The sequence below is a fragment of the Ramlibacter sp. genome, assembly GCF_028291745.1.
Classification (GTDB): domain Bacteria; phylum Pseudomonadota; class Gammaproteobacteria; order Burkholderiales; family Burkholderiaceae_C; genus Ramlibacter.
The window spans coordinates 69237-84369 of sequence record NZ_JAQGNQ010000113.1; the positions used below are offsets into that span (position 1 = coordinate 69237).

Annotated in this window: 16 protein-coding genes, 1 pseudogene and 1 riboswitch; of the genes and pseudogenes, 5 read left to right on the forward strand and 12 right to left on the reverse strand. The window is 66.9% G+C overall.

Going from position 1 to position 15133, the window contains the following annotated elements:
- Positions 1 to 23: 23 nt before the first annotated feature.
- Positions 24 to 1259: a tyrosine--tRNA ligase gene (gene tyrS, locus JWP60_RS21305; RefSeq protein ID WP_299795734.1), complete on the reverse strand. Its 1236-nt coding sequence runs from the start codon at positions 1257 to 1259 to the stop codon at positions 24 to 26.
- Positions 1260 to 1444: 185 nt separating this feature from the next.
- Between tyrS and JWP60_RS21310 the strand changes: the two genes are divergently transcribed.
- Both JWP60_RS21310 and JWP60_RS21315 read left to right on the forward strand, forming a co-directional pair.
- On the forward strand, positions 1445 to 2800 hold the full coding sequence (locus tag JWP60_RS21310) for a M23 family metallopeptidase (protein ID WP_299795736.1): 1356 nt from the start codon (positions 1445 to 1447) through the stop codon (positions 2798 to 2800).
- A gap of 27 nt (positions 2801 to 2827) precedes the next feature.
- Positions 2828 to 3937 carry an anhydro-N-acetylmuramic acid kinase gene (locus JWP60_RS21315; RefSeq protein ID WP_299795738.1) on the forward strand — a complete coding sequence of 370 codons (1110 nt, stop codon included), beginning with the start codon at positions 2828 to 2830 and terminating at the stop codon, positions 3935 to 3937.
- Between the two features lies 1 nt (position 3938).
- Here JWP60_RS21315 and erpA read toward each other — a convergent pair whose 3' ends face one another.
- The 6 genes and pseudogenes from erpA to JWP60_RS21345 form a co-directional block, all read right to left on the reverse strand.
- Positions 3939 to 4304 (reverse strand): iron-sulfur cluster insertion protein ErpA, encoded by a 366-nt coding sequence (erpA, locus tag JWP60_RS21320; RefSeq protein ID WP_299795740.1) that lies wholly within the window; start codon positions 4302 to 4304, stop codon positions 3939 to 3941.
- A 58-nt stretch (positions 4305 to 4362) separates the two neighbouring features.
- Positions 4363 to 4779: a polymer-forming cytoskeletal protein gene (locus tag JWP60_RS21325; RefSeq protein ID WP_299795742.1), complete on the reverse strand. Its 417-nt coding sequence runs from the start codon at positions 4777 to 4779 to the stop codon at positions 4363 to 4365.
- A gap of 25 nt (positions 4780 to 4804) precedes the next feature.
- Positions 4805 to 5512 carry a DUF6776 family protein gene (locus tag JWP60_RS21330; protein ID WP_299795744.1) on the reverse strand — a complete coding sequence of 236 codons (708 nt, stop codon included), beginning with the start codon at positions 5510 to 5512 and terminating at the stop codon, positions 4805 to 4807.
- A gap of 255 nt (positions 5513 to 5767) precedes the next feature.
- Positions 5768 to 6160 (reverse strand): 30S ribosomal protein S9, encoded by a 393-nt coding sequence (gene rpsI, locus JWP60_RS21335; RefSeq protein ID WP_299795746.1) that lies wholly within the window; start codon positions 6158 to 6160, stop codon positions 5768 to 5770.
- A 2-nt stretch (positions 6161 to 6162) separates the two neighbouring features.
- Positions 6163 to 6594: a 50S ribosomal protein L13 gene (rplM, locus tag JWP60_RS21340; protein ID WP_299795748.1), complete on the reverse strand. Its 432-nt coding sequence runs from the start codon at positions 6592 to 6594 to the stop codon at positions 6163 to 6165.
- Between the two features lie 193 nt (positions 6595 to 6787).
- Positions 6788 to 7057: pseudogene (locus JWP60_RS21345) on the reverse strand (septal ring lytic transglycosylase RlpA family protein); the annotation flags it as partial.
- 242 nt (positions 7058 to 7299) lie between these two features.
- On the opposite strand from JWP60_RS21345, the gene rlmJ reads away from it, so the two are divergent.
- Positions 7300 to 8202, forward strand: coding sequence for a 23S rRNA (adenine(2030)-N(6))-methyltransferase RlmJ (gene rlmJ, locus JWP60_RS21350; RefSeq protein ID WP_299795750.1), 903 nt, complete (start codon positions 7300 to 7302; stop codon positions 8200 to 8202).
- Between the two features lie 34 nt (positions 8203 to 8236).
- Here the strand turns inward: rlmJ and JWP60_RS21355 are convergent, their stop codons facing one another.
- From JWP60_RS21355 to ahcY, 5 genes are all read right to left on the reverse strand, one after another.
- Positions 8237 to 8752, reverse strand: a complete 516-nt coding sequence (locus tag JWP60_RS21355; protein ID WP_299795752.1) for a CAP domain-containing protein — start codon at positions 8750 to 8752, stop codon at positions 8237 to 8239.
- 75 nt (positions 8753 to 8827) lie between these two features.
- Complete coding sequence (locus JWP60_RS21360) at positions 8828 to 9859, reverse strand: porin (protein WP_299795754.1); 1032 nt, start codon at positions 9857 to 9859, stop codon at positions 8828 to 8830.
- 90 nt (positions 9860 to 9949) lie between these two features.
- A complete protein-coding gene (metF, locus tag JWP60_RS21365) occupies positions 9950 to 10774 on the reverse strand; it encodes a methylenetetrahydrofolate reductase [NAD(P)H] (protein WP_299795768.1) in 825 nt (274 codons plus the stop codon).
- Positions 10771 to 11511 (reverse strand): TlyA family RNA methyltransferase, encoded by a 741-nt coding sequence (locus JWP60_RS21370; RefSeq protein WP_299795756.1) that lies wholly within the window; start codon positions 11509 to 11511, stop codon positions 10771 to 10773. The genes metF and JWP60_RS21370 overlap by 4 nt, the downstream gene beginning before the upstream one ends.
- Before the next feature lie 173 nt (positions 11512 to 11684).
- The gene (gene ahcY, locus JWP60_RS21375) at positions 11685 to 13118 is read right to left on the reverse strand and encodes an adenosylhomocysteinase (protein WP_299795758.1); all 1434 of its coding nucleotides are present in this window, start codon (positions 13116 to 13118) and stop codon (positions 11685 to 11687) included.
- Positions 13119 to 13189: 71 nt separating this feature from the next.
- Positions 13190 to 13271: riboswitch (S-adenosyl-L-homocysteine riboswitch) on the reverse strand.
- A 43-nt stretch (positions 13272 to 13314) separates the two neighbouring features.
- Here ahcY and JWP60_RS21380 point away from each other — a divergent pair.
- A complete protein-coding gene (locus JWP60_RS21380; protein WP_299795760.1) occupies positions 13315 to 13869 on the forward strand; it encodes a hypothetical protein in 555 nt (184 codons plus the stop codon).
- On the forward strand, positions 13866 to 14957 hold the full coding sequence (locus tag JWP60_RS21385) for an ATP-dependent DNA ligase (protein WP_299795762.1): 1092 nt from the start codon (positions 13866 to 13868) through the stop codon (positions 14955 to 14957). The genes JWP60_RS21380 and JWP60_RS21385 overlap by 4 nt, the downstream gene beginning before the upstream one ends.
- Positions 14958 to 15133: the final 176 nt, after the last annotated feature.

Consider the following 15133-nt stretch of genomic DNA (forward strand, 5'->3'; position numbering starts at 1 on the left):
GTGTACAGATTCGCCACCCCCGCTCAACCCAATGTCACCCGCGCGAACTTGCGTTTGCCGACCTGCACGACGTACTGGCCGGCCTCCAGCTTCAGGCCCTTGTCGCTGACGGTGGCGGAGTCCACCCGCACGCCGCCGCCTTCGATCAGGCGGTTGGCTTCGCTGGCCGAGGGCGCGAGGCCCGCCTGCTTCAGGACTTGCGCAATGCCCAGCGGCGCGCCGGACAGCGTCACCTCCGGAATCTCGTCGGGCACGCCGCCCTTGCTGCGATGGATGAAGTCCTGCTCCGCCGCGTCGGCAATCGCCGCGCTGTGGAAGCGCGCCGTGATTTCCTTGGCCAGCATCACCTTGGCGTCGCGCGGATTGCGGCCGCCGGCCACCTCCTGCTGCAGTTTGACGATCTCATCCGCGTGGCGGAAGGACAACAAGGTGAACCAGCGCCACATCAGTGTGTCGGAAATTGACATCACCTTGGCGAACATGGAGTTGCCAGGCTCGGTCACTCCGATGTAGTTGTTCTTGCTCTTGGACATCTTGTCGACGCCGTCCAGGCCTTCGAGCAAGGGCATGGTCAGGATGCACTGCGGCTCCTGCCCGTATTCCTGCTGCAGGTGCCGCCCCATCAGCAGGTTGAATTTCTGGTCGGTACCGCCCAGCTCGAGGTCGCTCTTGAGGGCCACCGAGTCGTAGCCCTGCATCAACGGGTAGAGGAACTCGTGGATGCTGATCGAGGTGCCGTTCTTGAAGCGCTCGTGGAAGTCGTTGCGCTCCATCATCCGCGCCACCGTGTACTTGGCCGCGAGCTGGATCATCCCGCGCGCCCCGAGCGGATCGCTCCATTCGCTGTTGTAGCGAAGCTCGGTCTTCTCGGGATCCAGGATCTTGTCGGCCTGCGCGCGATAGGTTTCGGCGTTGGTCTTGATCTGCTCCGCGGTCAGCGGCGGCCGGGTCGTGTTGCGCCCCGAAGGGTCGCCGATCATCGAGGTGAAGTCGCCGATCAGGAAGATCACCTGGTGCCCGAGATCCTGCAGCTGGCGCATCTTGTTCAAGACCACGGTGTGGCCGATGTGGATGTCGGGCGCCGTCGGATCCAGCCCCAGCTTGATGCGCAAAGGCACGCCCGTCGCCTCCGAGCGAGCCAGCTTCTGCTCCCAGTCTTCGCGGGGAATCAGCTCCTCCGCGCCCCGCAGCGTGACCGCCATCGCCTCCCGGACACGCTCGGAAACCGGGAATTTTTTTGTAACAACGTCTTGATTCATAAGGAGATTTCGCTGGAGGCGGGCCGCTCAGCTGGCTATACTTCGGCTCGTTTTGTCGCTGCCGATTCTAGTTGCGGCAGTTTTTTCTTCCTTCCCGCCATCGGTGCTCACCGCAGCATCGTGCAGGGATCCACCTGATCCGCGTGTAGGACAAGGTCCTACCCTCAGGCGACAAGAGGACGATAGTGAAGCAAACTTGGTTGACCCTCGGGGAACAACTCGTGTCGCGCGCAGCCCATGCGCTCGAACACCACCCCCGCCAGGTCACGGCCTTGGTCGCAGCCCTGCTGCTGACCGGCGGCGGCGGCGCCTTTGCCGTAGCCTCCCTCGGCCCGGACCCCTCCGCCCTCCCGGTTCGCGAGATCCTGGAGAACGTGCAGCCGCTGCGCCTGGCCGAACAGGCCGAGGCCCTGGACGCCCATCGCTTCAGCCTGTTCTCGGCCGAAGACGTGCGGCCCACGGACAGCGCGGAAGCCCTGCTTGCGCGGCTCGGGATCAACGACCCCGCGGCTGCCGCTTTTCTGCGCGAGGATGCGCTGGCCCGCGCGCAAGTGCTGGGCGCGCCCGGCCGCACTGTCAATGCCGAAGCGACCGATGGCCACAACCTGCTGCGCCTGTCGGTGCGCTGGGCGGTCGACGACAAGAAGTTCCAGCGCCTGGTGATCGAACGCCAGCCGTCCGGCGAGATCGTCTCGCGCCTGCAGACGCTGCCCCTGGTGGCTTCCCTGCGCATCGGCAGCGGCACCGTCCGCAACACGCTGGTGCAGGCGGTCGACGAAGCCGGCATCCCGGAAGCGGTGACCACCCAGCTCGTGGACATCTACTCAGGCGAAATCGATTTCCGCCGCGCCTTGCGCGCGGGCGATCGCTTCTCGGTCGTGTACGAGACGCTGGAAGCGGATGGCGAACCGATGCGCACTGGCCGCGTGGTGTCGGCGCAGTTCGTCAATGCGGGTCGCACCCTGGAAGCCCTGTGGTTCCAGCAGCCGGGCCAGCCTGGCAGCTACTTCGATTTCCAGGGCCGCAGCCTCGAGCACCAGTTCCTGGCCTGGCCGGTTGCCTTCACGCGCATCAGCAGCAACTTCGCGATGCGCTTTCATCCGCTGCTGCACCGCTGGATCCGGCATGAGGGCACGGATTTCGCCGCCCCCATGGGTACGCCGGTGCGCAGTGTCGGCCTCGGCCGGGTCGAGTTTGCCGGCTGGCAGAACGGCTACGGCAACGTGATCCACATCGACCACGGCAACGGCGACAGCACCGTCTACGCCCACCTGAGCCACATCGACGTGCGCGCGAACGATGCCGTGCAGCGCGGACAGCTGATCGGCAACGTCGGCATGACCGGCTGGGCCACGGGGCCGCACCTGCATTTCGAATTCCGCGAGAACGGTCAGCAGCGCGATCCGGTGCAGATGGCGCAGGAGAGCAAGGGCGCCGAACTCGCGCCGCAGGCGCGGGCCGACTTCGACCGGCTGGCGCAGACGATGCGCAATCAGCTCGCGCAGGCGGCATCGACCAACCTGGTCGCGTCTTCCCGCTGAGGCAGGCGGGGCGCTAGGATGCGCGCCATGCCGGATCTTTTCATCGGCCTCATGTCGGGTACCTCGATGGACGGGGTCGACGGCGTGCTGGCGGACTTCTCATCGGGTGGCGTGCGCGTCCTGCACCACGCCAGCGACCCCTTCCCCGACGCCTTGCGTTCCGAGCTGATGGCGCTCAATGCCTCGGGGCCGGACGAACTCCATCGCGCCTGGCTGGCGGGCAATGCGTTGATGCGCGGGTACGCACAGGTGGTGCAGCAACTGCTGGCGGCGTCCGGCCTGCAGCCCTCCGCCGTCGCGGCCATCGGCGCCCACGGCCAGACCGTGCGCCATCGGCCCGGGCTGTTCGACGGCACCGGCTACACGATCCAGCTGGCCCAACCTGCCCTGCTGGCGGAGCTGACCGGCATCACGGTGGTGGCCGACTTCCGCAGTCGCGACGTCGCCGCCGGCGGGCAAGGCGCGCCACTTGCGCCGGCCTTCCATCGCGCCGTGTTTGCGCAGGCCGGCGAGACGGTGGGCGTCCTCAATATCGGTGGCATTTCCAATCTCACGCTGCTGCGGCCGGACGGCCGCACCGAAGGCTTCGACTGCGGGCCGGGCAACGCGCTCATGGACGCCTGGTGCGCGCAGCACACGGGCCAGCCTTTCGACGACAACGGCCGCTGGGCGGCGAGCGGGCGCGTGCTGCCGGACCTGCTGGCGTCGCTGCTGGCCGAGCCCTTCTTCGCGCAGCCCGCCCCCAAGAGCACGGGCCGCGACCTGTTCAATCGCCCCTGGCTGGCCGCTCACCTGAAGAACCATGCGGCCGCGGCACCGGCCGACGTGCAGGCCACGCTTACCGAATTGACGGCCCGCGCCTGCGCGCAGGACGCCGAGCGCGCGGCGACTGGCCTCAAGCGCCTGATCGTGTGTGGTGGCGGCGCCTTCAACGGCCACCTCATGGCGCGTATCGCAGCCCTGTTGCCGCAGGCGCAGGTGATCTCCAGCGCCCAGGCCGGGCTGCCCCCGCTGCAGGTAGAGGCGGCGGCTTTCGCCTGGCTGGCCATGCAAGCGCTGCGCGGTGAAAAGCTGGACCTGCAAAACACAACGGGCGCCCGAGGCGCCCGTGTGCTGGGTGGGATCTACCCCGCGTAACTCAGGCCGAGAAGCTCGAGCCGCAGCCGCAGGTGGTGGTGGCGTTCGGATTCTTGATCACGAACTGCGCGCCCTGCAGGTCTTCCTTGTAGTCGATCTCTGCGCCGACCAGGTACTGGTAGCTCATGGCATCGATCAACAGGGACACGCCGTTCTTGGTCATCACGGTGTCGTCGTCGTTGGCGACCTCGTCGAACGTGAAGCCGTACTGGAAACCCGAGCAGCCGCCCCCCTGCACGAAGACGCGCAGCTTCAAGTCGGGATTGCCTTCTTCCGCGATGAGGTCGGCGACCTTGGCGGCGGCGCTGTCGGTGAACAGCAGCGGCGCGGGCATCTCGGTGGAAACTTCGGTGGCAACAGCGCTCATGGGTGATCTTTCGTCAGTGCTGGCGCAATGGTAACGCGGCCGGGGACGGCCGCCTGCCTCATGCGCTCTTTGCCGCCAGCTTCAGTAAGGGCTTTTCTTCCTCGGAGCCGCCGGCGCCATTGGCCATCAACGGCCGCAGTTGACCGGAGATGGTGGCGCCCTGGTGCATCTCAAGCGCGATGTACGAGATATCGCCCTCGATTCTTGCCTTGGGCTGCAGCTCCAGCAGTTCGCGGGCGTGGACCGGGCCGCGCACCGTGCCGTTGATGATCACGTGATCGGCCTGGACGGCGCCCTGCACGATCGCGGCTTCCGAGATCACCAGCAGGCTGCCGTTGTCTTCCGGCGTGGCCTGGATGTCACCGAAGACTTCGCCATCCACCCGCAGGCCTTCGGTGAACTTCATGTTGCCCTCGATGCGCGTACCTTGCGCAATGAGGCTCTTGATGGGCGGCTGGGCTTTCTTGCCAAACATGGGACGCTCTCCTCGACGAAAGGGATTACAAGGAAACATTCTGGACGGCGCGGCTCACGGAGCCCTCGACCACCCGGGCGGAAACGTTCTTCACGACGGCATTGGCCGGCAGGTCGACCATGCCTTCGACCCGGCGGTACTGGCGGAACTGCAGCGGCTGCGAGCCCTCGGGCAAGGGCATGCGCCAGGGCTTGCCGTCCTGGCTGCCGGAGAGGCTCACTTCCAGGCGGCCGTGGAATTCGGGCGCGTTCTTCACGGGCTGGATGACGAGCACCTGCCATTTGAGCTGCGTGCCGGCCAGCACTTCGGCCTGCAGGCTGCGGATCGCGATGCCCTCGGAGCCATTGCCTGCCGTCAGCTTCTGGAAGAAACCGAGGTCTTCACGCAACGTCCGGTTCTCCGCCTGCAGCATGCGGACCTGCACGGCGAGCTGTTCCTGGGTCGCGTGCTCGACCGTCATCGCGCTGCCGGAGGTGTTGATCAGGGACTGCAGGCGTTCCCGGTCCGTGCGCATGCGCGTGAATTCGGAGCGCAATTGCTGCAGCTCTTGGCGGCTGCCGCCATCGACGCCGGCGATCTCCTTGCCACGCTCGAAGGCCCACAGGCTGATGGCGCCACAGAATCCAAGGACCAGGGCCGCAGCGGCCCAGCGCAGCGGCCAAGGCATGGCGCTGCGTACTTTCATCCGGGGGGCGCTGATGGTGAGCCTTCGACGGAGCAGCTTGAAACGCATATGGATGAGGATGCTGCCCAAAGGCCCAGGCCGCAGCAAGTCCTATCTTGTGCAGGTTTGTGTCGGACGAACGCCCGTGGCACACGTACCGCGACCACGCGCTGCTGCGATGACGGGGTAGGCTGGGCTGCCGACAGGCACCCCAGCGCAGGCGCCGGATCGCTGGGGTGCCTGCGGCAGCCCAGCCTACGGGACACGCCGCCCGCACACAAAAAAGCCCGGCGAGCCGGGCTTTTTTCTGCTGTGCAAGCGCGATCAGCGCTTGGAGAACTGCTTGCGGCGGCGTGCGGAGTGCAGGCCGACCTTCTTGCGTTCCACTTCGCGGGCGTCGCGCGTGACGAAGCCGGCTGCGGACAGCTGGGGCTTGAGGGTCGCGTCGTAGTCCATCAGCGCACGAGTGATGCCGTGGCGCACCGCGCCGGCCTGGCCGGACTCGCCGCCGCCGTGCACGTTGCACTTGATGTCGAACGCTTCCACGTTGCTGGTCAGCACCAGCGGCTGCTTGACGATCATGATCGAGGTTTCGCGGCCGAAGTACTCCTGGATGTCCTTGCCGTTGACCGTGATCTTGCCGGAGCCCTTTTTCATGAACACGCGCGCGACGCTGCTCTTGCGCCGGCCGGTGCCGTTGTTCCATTCACCGATCATGTTCAGATCTCCAGGGGCTTGGGTTGCTGTGCGGTATGCGGATGCTCGGCACCGCCATAGACCTTCAGCTTCTTGATCATGGCGTAACCCAGCGGGCCCTTGGGCAGCATGCCCTTGACGGCCTTCTCGAGCGCGCGGCCGGGGTGCTTGGCCTGCATTTCCTTGAAGGTCTGCTGGCGGATGCCGCCGGGGTAGCCGGTGTGGCGGTAGTAGACCTTGTCGGTCTCCTTGGCGCCGGTGACGCGCAGGCGGGCTGCGTTGATGACGACAATGAAGTCGCCGGTATCGACGTGAGGCGTGTAGATGGCCTTGTGCTTGCCGCGCAGTCGGAGGGCAGCTTCGCTGGCTACCCGTCCGAGCACCTTGTCGGTGGCGTCAATCACAAACCACTCGTGCTTCACGTCAGCGGGCTTGGCGCTGACAGTGGTGGTCATAAAGACTCTCGAGTACGGTTTGGCGGGCCCTTTTCCACGGTCGGTTTCCCTCTGGCGGGGATCTCTTAGGTGGTTGCTGTCCGGTGCGCCTCTGGCGCATTCAAGCACCGGAGGTGCTTTCCGATCATTTCCGTCGCGGGGCCACTGGATCGCTGCGGAACCCGACATTCTAACCCGGAAGTCTCCGAAGCGCTTACTGCAGCGTGATGCGCACCGGCGCAACGCCGCGCAGCCCGATGGCGCCGCCCGCCGCCTCGCTCAGGTCGATGATCCGCCCGTGGGAGTACGGGCCGCGATCGTTGATGCGCACGACGACCGAGCGGCCGGTGACAAGGTTCTCCACCTGTACCAGCGTGCCGAAGGGCAGCGTCGGGTGGGCGGCAGTCAGCGCCTTGCGGTCGAAGCGTTCGCCGCTCGCGGTGCGGCGCCCCTGCAGGCCGCGCCCATAGAAGGATGCCTGGCCAAGCGCGACGATCCGCTGCAGCAGTGTCGCCGGCGGCGAGTCTGCCTGGGCTTCTTCCGCGCGCACCGCCTGGACCCATCCGGCCAGGGCGGGCGCGGCGAACACGATCTGTCTGCGGGCCAATGTCATCCGGTTTCCTCCGCTTCAAAAGCCATCCATGGCGCCAGGCTCTGCCGATGGCGCCACCATCGCGCATTGTGCCGCAGGCCAGTCAGGGTCCCGGTGCGGGTAGCATTGGACGGATGTTCAGCTACCGCCACGGCTTCCATGCCGGCAACCACGCCGACGTTCTCAAGCACATGGTGCTGATCGCGGTCGTCAAGCACCTCACGGCCAAACCGGCCGCACTCACGGTCATCGACACGCACGCAGGCGCCGGCCTCTATCGCCTGGACAGCGAGTTCGCGGACACGTCCGGCGAGGCGCAGGACGGCATCCTCAAGCTCGCGGCCAGTCCGCTCGCGGCGCAAGCGCCAGCCCTGGTGAGCGATTACCTGGAGCTGGTCGCCCGCTTCAACCCCTCGGGTCGCATGAAGATCTATCCCGGCTCGCCGTTCGTGACGCAGGCGCTGCTGCGGCAGGAGGCCAGGGACAAGCTGCGGCTGTTCGAACTGCATCCGACCGACAGCAAGGCGCTGGCTGCGCACGTCGAGCAACTGGAGGCCGGGCGCCAGGTCGCGATCAAGCGCGAGGACGGCTTCGAGGGTCTGCGCGCCCTGCTGCCGCCCCCCTCGCGTCGTGCCCTGGTGCTGATCGACCCGAGCTACGAGATCAAGAGCGATTACGGGCGGGTGGGCGCCTGCATCCAGGAGAGCCTGAAGAAGTTCGCCACCGGCACCTACATGGTCTGGTACCCGGTGATCCCGCGGCCCGAAGCACACGAACTGCCGCGGCGCCTGAAGACGCTGGCCAATCAGGCCGGCAAGCCCTGGCTGCATGTCACGCTCAACATCGGCCAGTCGCCCGAACGCGCCGACACGCACACGCCCGGCGAGACGCCGCCGCGCCAGGGCCTGACGGCCAGCGGCGTGTTCCTGGTCAATCCGCCGCACACGCTCAAGCCCGCGCTGCAGGAGGCGCTGCCCAAGGTGCTGGAAGTGCTGGGGCGTGGACGGGGACAGGCGCAGGCGGTCGAGGCTTCCTGACAGCGATGGCGGGATCGCCTGCGGCGAGCCCGCCCTACTGGCGGCGCCCGAGGACCATCGTCCAATAGGTACCCCACTGGCTGTGCGGGTCGGCCACGCAGGCCACCGCCACATCGGCGAAGCGCGGGTCCATCAGGTTCTCGCAGTGATCCGGGCTCTCGATCCAGCCCTGCACCGCGCTCGCGACGCTGGCGTCGCCGCCCGCGAGGTTCTCGCCCACAACCCGGAACTTGTAGTGGGAAGCCGACACCCGCTCGGCGACAGTGCGGCCTTCGGGGCTGCGATGGTCGAAGTAGTTGCGCCGCGCCATGTCGCGCGAATGCCTGGACGCCACGTCCTGCAGCGTCGGATCCCAGCGCAGGGCCGGTGCCGGCGCCATGCTGTGCCAGCCACAGCGCTGGCCGCTCGCCCGGGCGGCGTTGATGCGATGCAGCGCCTCCTGCGCCTGCACGTCGCAGCGCGTGACGAAGGCCGCCTGGGCGGTGGAGGCAGCGGCCAGCGCCAGCAGGCCGGCAGCGGCCAGGGAAAGGAAACAGGAAGGACGGCTCATCAGGTCAGCTTGCCACGGCCGAGCTGACCTCCCTGTTTCCGATCGCAACGCTGTGCTATCCGCGCGACGTCTGCGTCAAAAATTCTTGCGGATGCCGGCGCCCAAGCTGGTGCCGCTGTTGAAGCCCGTGATGCTGTCGTGCATCACCATCGCGTACACGTCGGTGGTCTTGGACAGGAAGTAGTCGTAGCCCACCGTGCCGGTGCGGCGGGTCGCGCCGGTGTTCGTCTCCGAGTGGGCGATGGCGGCCAGCACCTTGCCCGCACCGACAGGCGCCGAGGCGCCGAGCGACCAGGTCTTGTCGCGATCGGGCGCCAGCTCCGACGTCGCGTGGCCGAAAGTGGTGTACAGCTTCACCGCCTGGAAGTCGTAGGACGCGCCGAGCATCCAGTCCTTCTTGGTGTCGCCGGCAGTGAACACCGCTGGCACCGGGTTGCTCAGCTGGTCGTGCTCGTAGAACGCCGTGGCAGCGAACGGGCCGTGGAAGTACAGCACGTTCACGCCCAGGTTACGCGTGCCGGAATTGTTCGCCTGCTCGCCGAACTGGTAGTGGATGTTGGTGGTCAGGCCGCCGAAGCTGGGCGACGAGTAGATCACCTCGTTGGACCAGCCGGTGTCCGAAGGCGTCGAGGAATTCCAGCCGGTGCCGTTGAACAGAGGCACGTTGTTGTGCAGCACCAGCGGCGAGAACACAAAGGAATCGCCGAAGGGGTTGAACAGGATGGTGGGCAGGAAGTTGGGTGCGAGGCCGCGGCCCAGCGTCACGGTACCCAGCGACTCCTTGGACAGCGAGACGTTGGCATCGCGCGAGTTGCTCGGGTCGTTGACGAAGCGCCCCTGCACCCCGGTGTCCGCCTGGAAGAAGGACGTGAGCGCGAAGCTGGCCTTCAGGCCGCCACCCAGGTCTTCGCTGCCCTTGAACCCGTACCAGGAGGTGGTCATGCCACCGCTGTCCACCACGCTGCGGTGGCCGGGGTCGCCGGCGAACCGCAGGCTGCCCGCGAAGGCATCGACCGTTCCCATGAACTGCACCGAACTTTGCGCCTGCGCACCGGAAGCGAGCAGGGCCATGACTGCGGCAAGGGCCGCAGCACTCCGTTTCTTCATTTTTTACCTCTTGGACTTCAAAAAACGCGGACGGGCCGCACTCGACGCCTGAAAGTTCCCGGCGCCGGAACCGCTGAGCAAGATGAATGCCTACGCCAACGCCTGGGCGATCGCGAGCGTCGGCCCCGCCTGGTTCATCGTGTAGAAGTGCAGGGCCGGTGCCCCCCCGCGCACCAGTCGCTGGCACAGCTCGCCCACCACGTCCTGGCCGAAGGCGCGGATCGCCTTGCTGTCGTCGCCGAAGCTTTGCAGCCGCAGCCGTACCCAGCGCGGGATCTCGGCACCGCAGCTGTCGGAAAATCGCAGCAGCTGGCTCGAATTGGTGATGGGCATGATCCCCGGCACCACCGGCACGTCCAGCCCCAGCTTGCGCGCCTCGTCGACGAAGCGGAAATAGGAATCGGCGTTGTAAAAGTACTGCGTGATCGCACCGTCGGCGCCTGCGTGCACCTTGGCGGCGAAGGCCTGCAGGTCGGACTGCGGCGACTTCGCCTGCGGATGCACCTCCGGATAGCACGCCACCTCGATGCGGAAGGCGCTGCCCGTTTCGGCGCGGATGAACTCCACCAGGTCGCTTGCATACTGGAACTCGCCGCCCATGCCGTAGCCACTGGGCAGGTCGCCACGCAGGGCCACCAGGCGCTGCACGCCCATGGCCTTGAGCTGCGCCAGTTGCTCGCGCACACGCGCACGGGTGGCGCCTATGCACGAGAAGTGGCTGGCGGCCATCACGCCTTCCGCCAGGATCTCGCCGACCGCGGTAAAGGTGCCCGCATGGGTGGAGCCGCCGGCGCCATAGGTGACCGAGCAGAACTCCGGCTTCAAGGCATAGAGCTGGGCCCGGGCAGCACGCAGCTTGTCGCTGCCTTCGGCCGTCTTGGGCGGGAAGAATTCAAGACTCAGGGGAAGCATCAGGTGCTCCTCGTTGCATGGACAAAGAATTCGCGGTTGCCGTCGCCGCCGGCGATGGGGCTGTCGTACCAGCCGACGACCGCCAGCCCCAGCGAGGCGCAGCATTGGCGCAGGCGCTGCTCCACGAGTGGATAGAGCGCGGGATCGCGCACCACGCCGCCCTTGCCGATCTGCCCCGGCTGCAGCTCGAACTGCGGCTTGGCCAGCATCAACAGGTGACCCTCGGGCTTGAGCAGCGGCGCGAGCGCGGGCAGCACCAGCGTCAGCGAGATGAAAGACAGGTCGCCGGTGACCAGGTCGAAGTTCGCGCCGACCTGCTCCACGGAAAGATCGCGGGCATTGAGCTTCTCGATGGCGCGCACCCGCGGGTCGCGCCGCAGCTTCCCGTGCAGTTGCCCATGGCCGACGTCCACGCCGGTGACGTGCGCCGCGCCCTGCTGCAGCAGGCAATCCGTGAAGCCGCCGGTGGACTGGCCGACATCGAGGCAGGTCCAGCCGGCGACGGCCAGGCCCGCGGCGCGCAAGGCGCCTTCCAGCTTGAGGCCGCCGCGCGAGACGTAGCGCGATTCGGCCGTGTCCAGCAGTTCGACCGCTGCGGCCTGGGGCACTTCGTCGCCGTTCTTGCGCACCCGGCGCCAGGCCGCGCCATCGAACCACTGCACGCCAGCGGCAATGAGCCGCTGCGCCTGCGAGCGCGAAGCCGCCAGGCCACGATCGACGAGGAGTTGGTCGGCACGCATGGGGCTTGCTGGGAAGGTGGACGGATGCATGGATGGGTGGATGGATGCATGTCATTGCGGGCTTGACCCGCAATCCACACTGCGCCTGATCCAGCGCCGCGTGGATCCCGGGTCAAGCCCGGGATGACATCAAGCCCGGGATGACATCCCTTGAATCCTGCGTCGGATCCCGCTCAATACCGATACGTATCCGCCTTGTACGGGCCCGTCTTGGTCACGCCGATGTACGCCGCCTGCGAATCGGACAGCTCGGTGAGCTGCGCGCCCAGCTTGCTCAGCTGCAGCCGCGCGACCTTTTCGTCCAGCAGCTTGGGCAGCACGTACACCTTGCCGGTCTCGTACTCGTCCGGCTTGGTGAACAGCTCGATCTGCGCCAGCGTCAGGTTGGCGAAGGAGGACGACATCACGTAGCTCGGATGGCCCGTTCCGCAGCCCAGGTTCACCAGCCGGCCCTTGGCCAGCAGGATGATGCGCTTGCCGTCCGGGAAGATGATGTGGTCGACCTGCGGCTTGATCTCGTCCCACTCGTACTGCTCGAGCGACGCGACGTCGATCTCGTTGTCGAAGTGGCCGATGTTGCAGACGATCGCCTGGTCCTTCATCTTCACCATGTGCTCGTGGCGGATCACGTCGCGGTTGCCCGTGGTCGTGACGAAGATGTCGGCCTTGTCGGCGGCGTACTCCATCGTCACCACGCGGTAGCCTTCCATCGCCGCCTGCAGCGCGTTGATCGGATCGATCTCGGTCACCCACACCTGTGCCGACAGCGCGCGCAGCGCCTGCGCCGAACCCTTGCCCACGTCGCCGTAGCCCGCGACCAGGGCGACCTTGCCCGCGATCATCACGTCGGTGGCGCGCTTGATGCCGTCCACCAGCGACTCGCGGCAGCCGTAGAGATTGTCGAACTTGCTCTTGGTGACGGAATCGTTGACGTTAATCGCGCGGAACAGCAGCGTGCCCTTGGCGGACATGTCGTTCAGCCGATGCACGCCGGTGGTGGTCTCTTCGGTCACGCCGATGATCTGTGCGCCCTTGCGGCTGTACCAGGTCGGGTCTTGCGCGAGCTTCTTGCGGATGGCCGCATACAGCACGCGCTCTTCCTCGCTGGAATGCGTGTCGATCAGCGACAGGTCCTGCTCGCAACGCTTGCCCAGGTGCATCAGCAGCGTCGCGTCGCCGCCGTCGTCCAGGATCATGTTGGGGCCTTCGCCCTCCGAGCCCTGCGCGCCGAACTCAAAGATGCGATGGGTGTAGTCCCAGTAGTCTTCCAGCGACTCGCCCTTGATGGCGAACACCGGCGTGCCGGCGGCGGCAATCGCGGCAGCCGCGTGGTCTTGCGTCGAGAAGATATTGCAGGAGGCCCAGCGCACCTTGGCGCCGAGCGCCTGCAGCGTCTCGATCAGCACGGCCGTCTGGATGGTCATGTGCAGCGAGCCCGTGATGCGCGCGCCCTTGAGCGGCTGCGCCTTGGCGAACTCTTCGCGGATGGCCATCAGGCCGGGCATTTCGGTTTCCGCGATGCGGATTTCTTTCTTGCCCCAGTCGGCGAGCGACAGGTCGGCAATGGCGCAGTCCTGGGTGGTGACAGGCTTGAGAACGGCGTTCATGGTGGCTCCAAAACAGTTTCGAAGGACCACTGTGCCGGGAATGCCTTGCGGAAGGGCTCACCTCACGGACCAGTGGGTGAGCGTCGTTGCGATGATTTCCGAGCCTCGCGCCGTGCATCTTGAAGATGGGGGCGCTGCAACGCTCCTCGGATGCCCGATTGTACTCAAGCGAGCGTCGCGGCGCTAGACTGCGGGCATGAAGGCTTGCCGCGTTTTCCTTTTGCTCATCGGGCTGCTCGCTGCCGCCGCGGCTTGGGCGCAGGCACGGGCCGAGACGCCGGCATTCGTCGATTCGGCCGATGAGTGCCGGGCCGTGGGCGGCGCGTGGCTGGGCAACCGCGGCACGTGGCAGGCCGCATGCCAGGTGCCATGGGCGCGCACCGAGTGCCTGCAACTGGGCGGCGCTTGGACGCCCATGCGCGCGGCCCCGGGAGGCGGGATCTGCATGGCCCAGGTGTCGCTGCCAGCCACGGCCCGTCAGTGCACGACCTCGAACGGCACCTGGGGGCCGCCAGGATCGTCGATGCCGTTTTGCCAGCCGGGCACCGCGCGGGCGCCGGTCAGGGCCGCGTCGGATGCGAACAAGGTTTGCGAGAGCCAGAACGACTGCATGTACGGCTGCGTCTATCAAGGGCCGCCGAAGCCGACGGGCGCCGGCGTTAAAGGCCAGTGCCGTCCCACCAGCCAGATAGAGGGCTGCTACTCGATGGTCGAAAAAGGCCGCTTGGCCGGAAACATCTGCATGAAATGACCGCGCCCCCCACGCCCATCGAGCCGATGCTCGCCAAGATCGCAGAAGAGCTCCCCGCCGAAGGCGCGTATCAGTACGAACCCAAGTGGGACGGCTTTCGCGCGATCGTCTTCCGCCAGGGCGACGAGGCGTATATCCAGAGCCGCGACCTGCGCCCGCTGAACCGCTATTTTCCAGAGCTCGAGCGCGCACTGGCCCAGTCGCTGCCCAAGGGCTGCGTGATCGACGGCGAGATCGTCGTGGTCGGCGCGAACGGGCTCGACTTCGATGCCTTGCAGCAGCGGCTGCATCCCGCCGCCTCGCGCGTCGCCAGGCTCGCGAAGGAAACGCCGGCCGCCTTCGTCGCGTTCGACCTGCTTGCCGCCGGCGGCAAGTCCACGATGGCCTTGCCGCAGTCCGAACGGCGCGTGCGCCTCGAACGATTGCTGGGCCAGGTGCCGCGGCCGGTGCATCTGACGCCGATGACCCGCGATCGCGCCGTCGCCGAAGATTGGCTCAAGCGCTTCGAGGGCGCGGGCCTGGATGGCGTGGTCGCGAAACCCGAGGCGGCGCCTTATCAACCGGGCAAGCGGGCGATGCTGAAGATCAAGCACGCACGCACGGCCGACTGCGTGGTCGCGGGATTCCGCTGGTACCGCGACACGAAAGATGCGGTTGGCTCGCTGTTGCTGGGGCTGTACAACGAGGCCGGCGTTCTGCAACACGCGGGCGTGACTTCGTCGTTCACGATGGCGATGCGGCACGAGCTCGCGGTCGAATTGGAGCCCCTGCGCGAGAAGGCGATCGAGAATCACCCCTGGCGTGATTGGGCGAACGCCGCGGACGCGGAGGCCAATCGCATGCCCGGCGCGCAGAGCCGCTGGAGCGCCGGCAAGGATTTGTCGTGGGAGCCCCTGCGGCCCGAGCGCGTGTGCGAAGTCAAGTACGACCACATGCAAGGCGACCGCTTCCGCCACGCCGCGGTGTTCCTGCGCTGGCGCCCCGACAAGCCACCCGAAGATTGCCGCTACGACCAGCTGGAAGTGGCGACGGCGTTCGAGCTGGAGAAGGTGTTCGGGGCGGGTGCTGGCAAGAGCAAGCCTCGTTGACCATCTCCCGCCCCATCCGGGGGAGGGCAGGGGTGGGGGCCCCTCGCACATGTCGTCGCTCGGCCACGCAAAGACCTCGCGCCGCGACAGGCGGCGACCTCGCGTCGCGGCAGGCGGTAGCGCGTCACCGGTAGCGCGTCACCGTGTCGCTGCAAAGCCGGGGCTGGGCAGGCTGC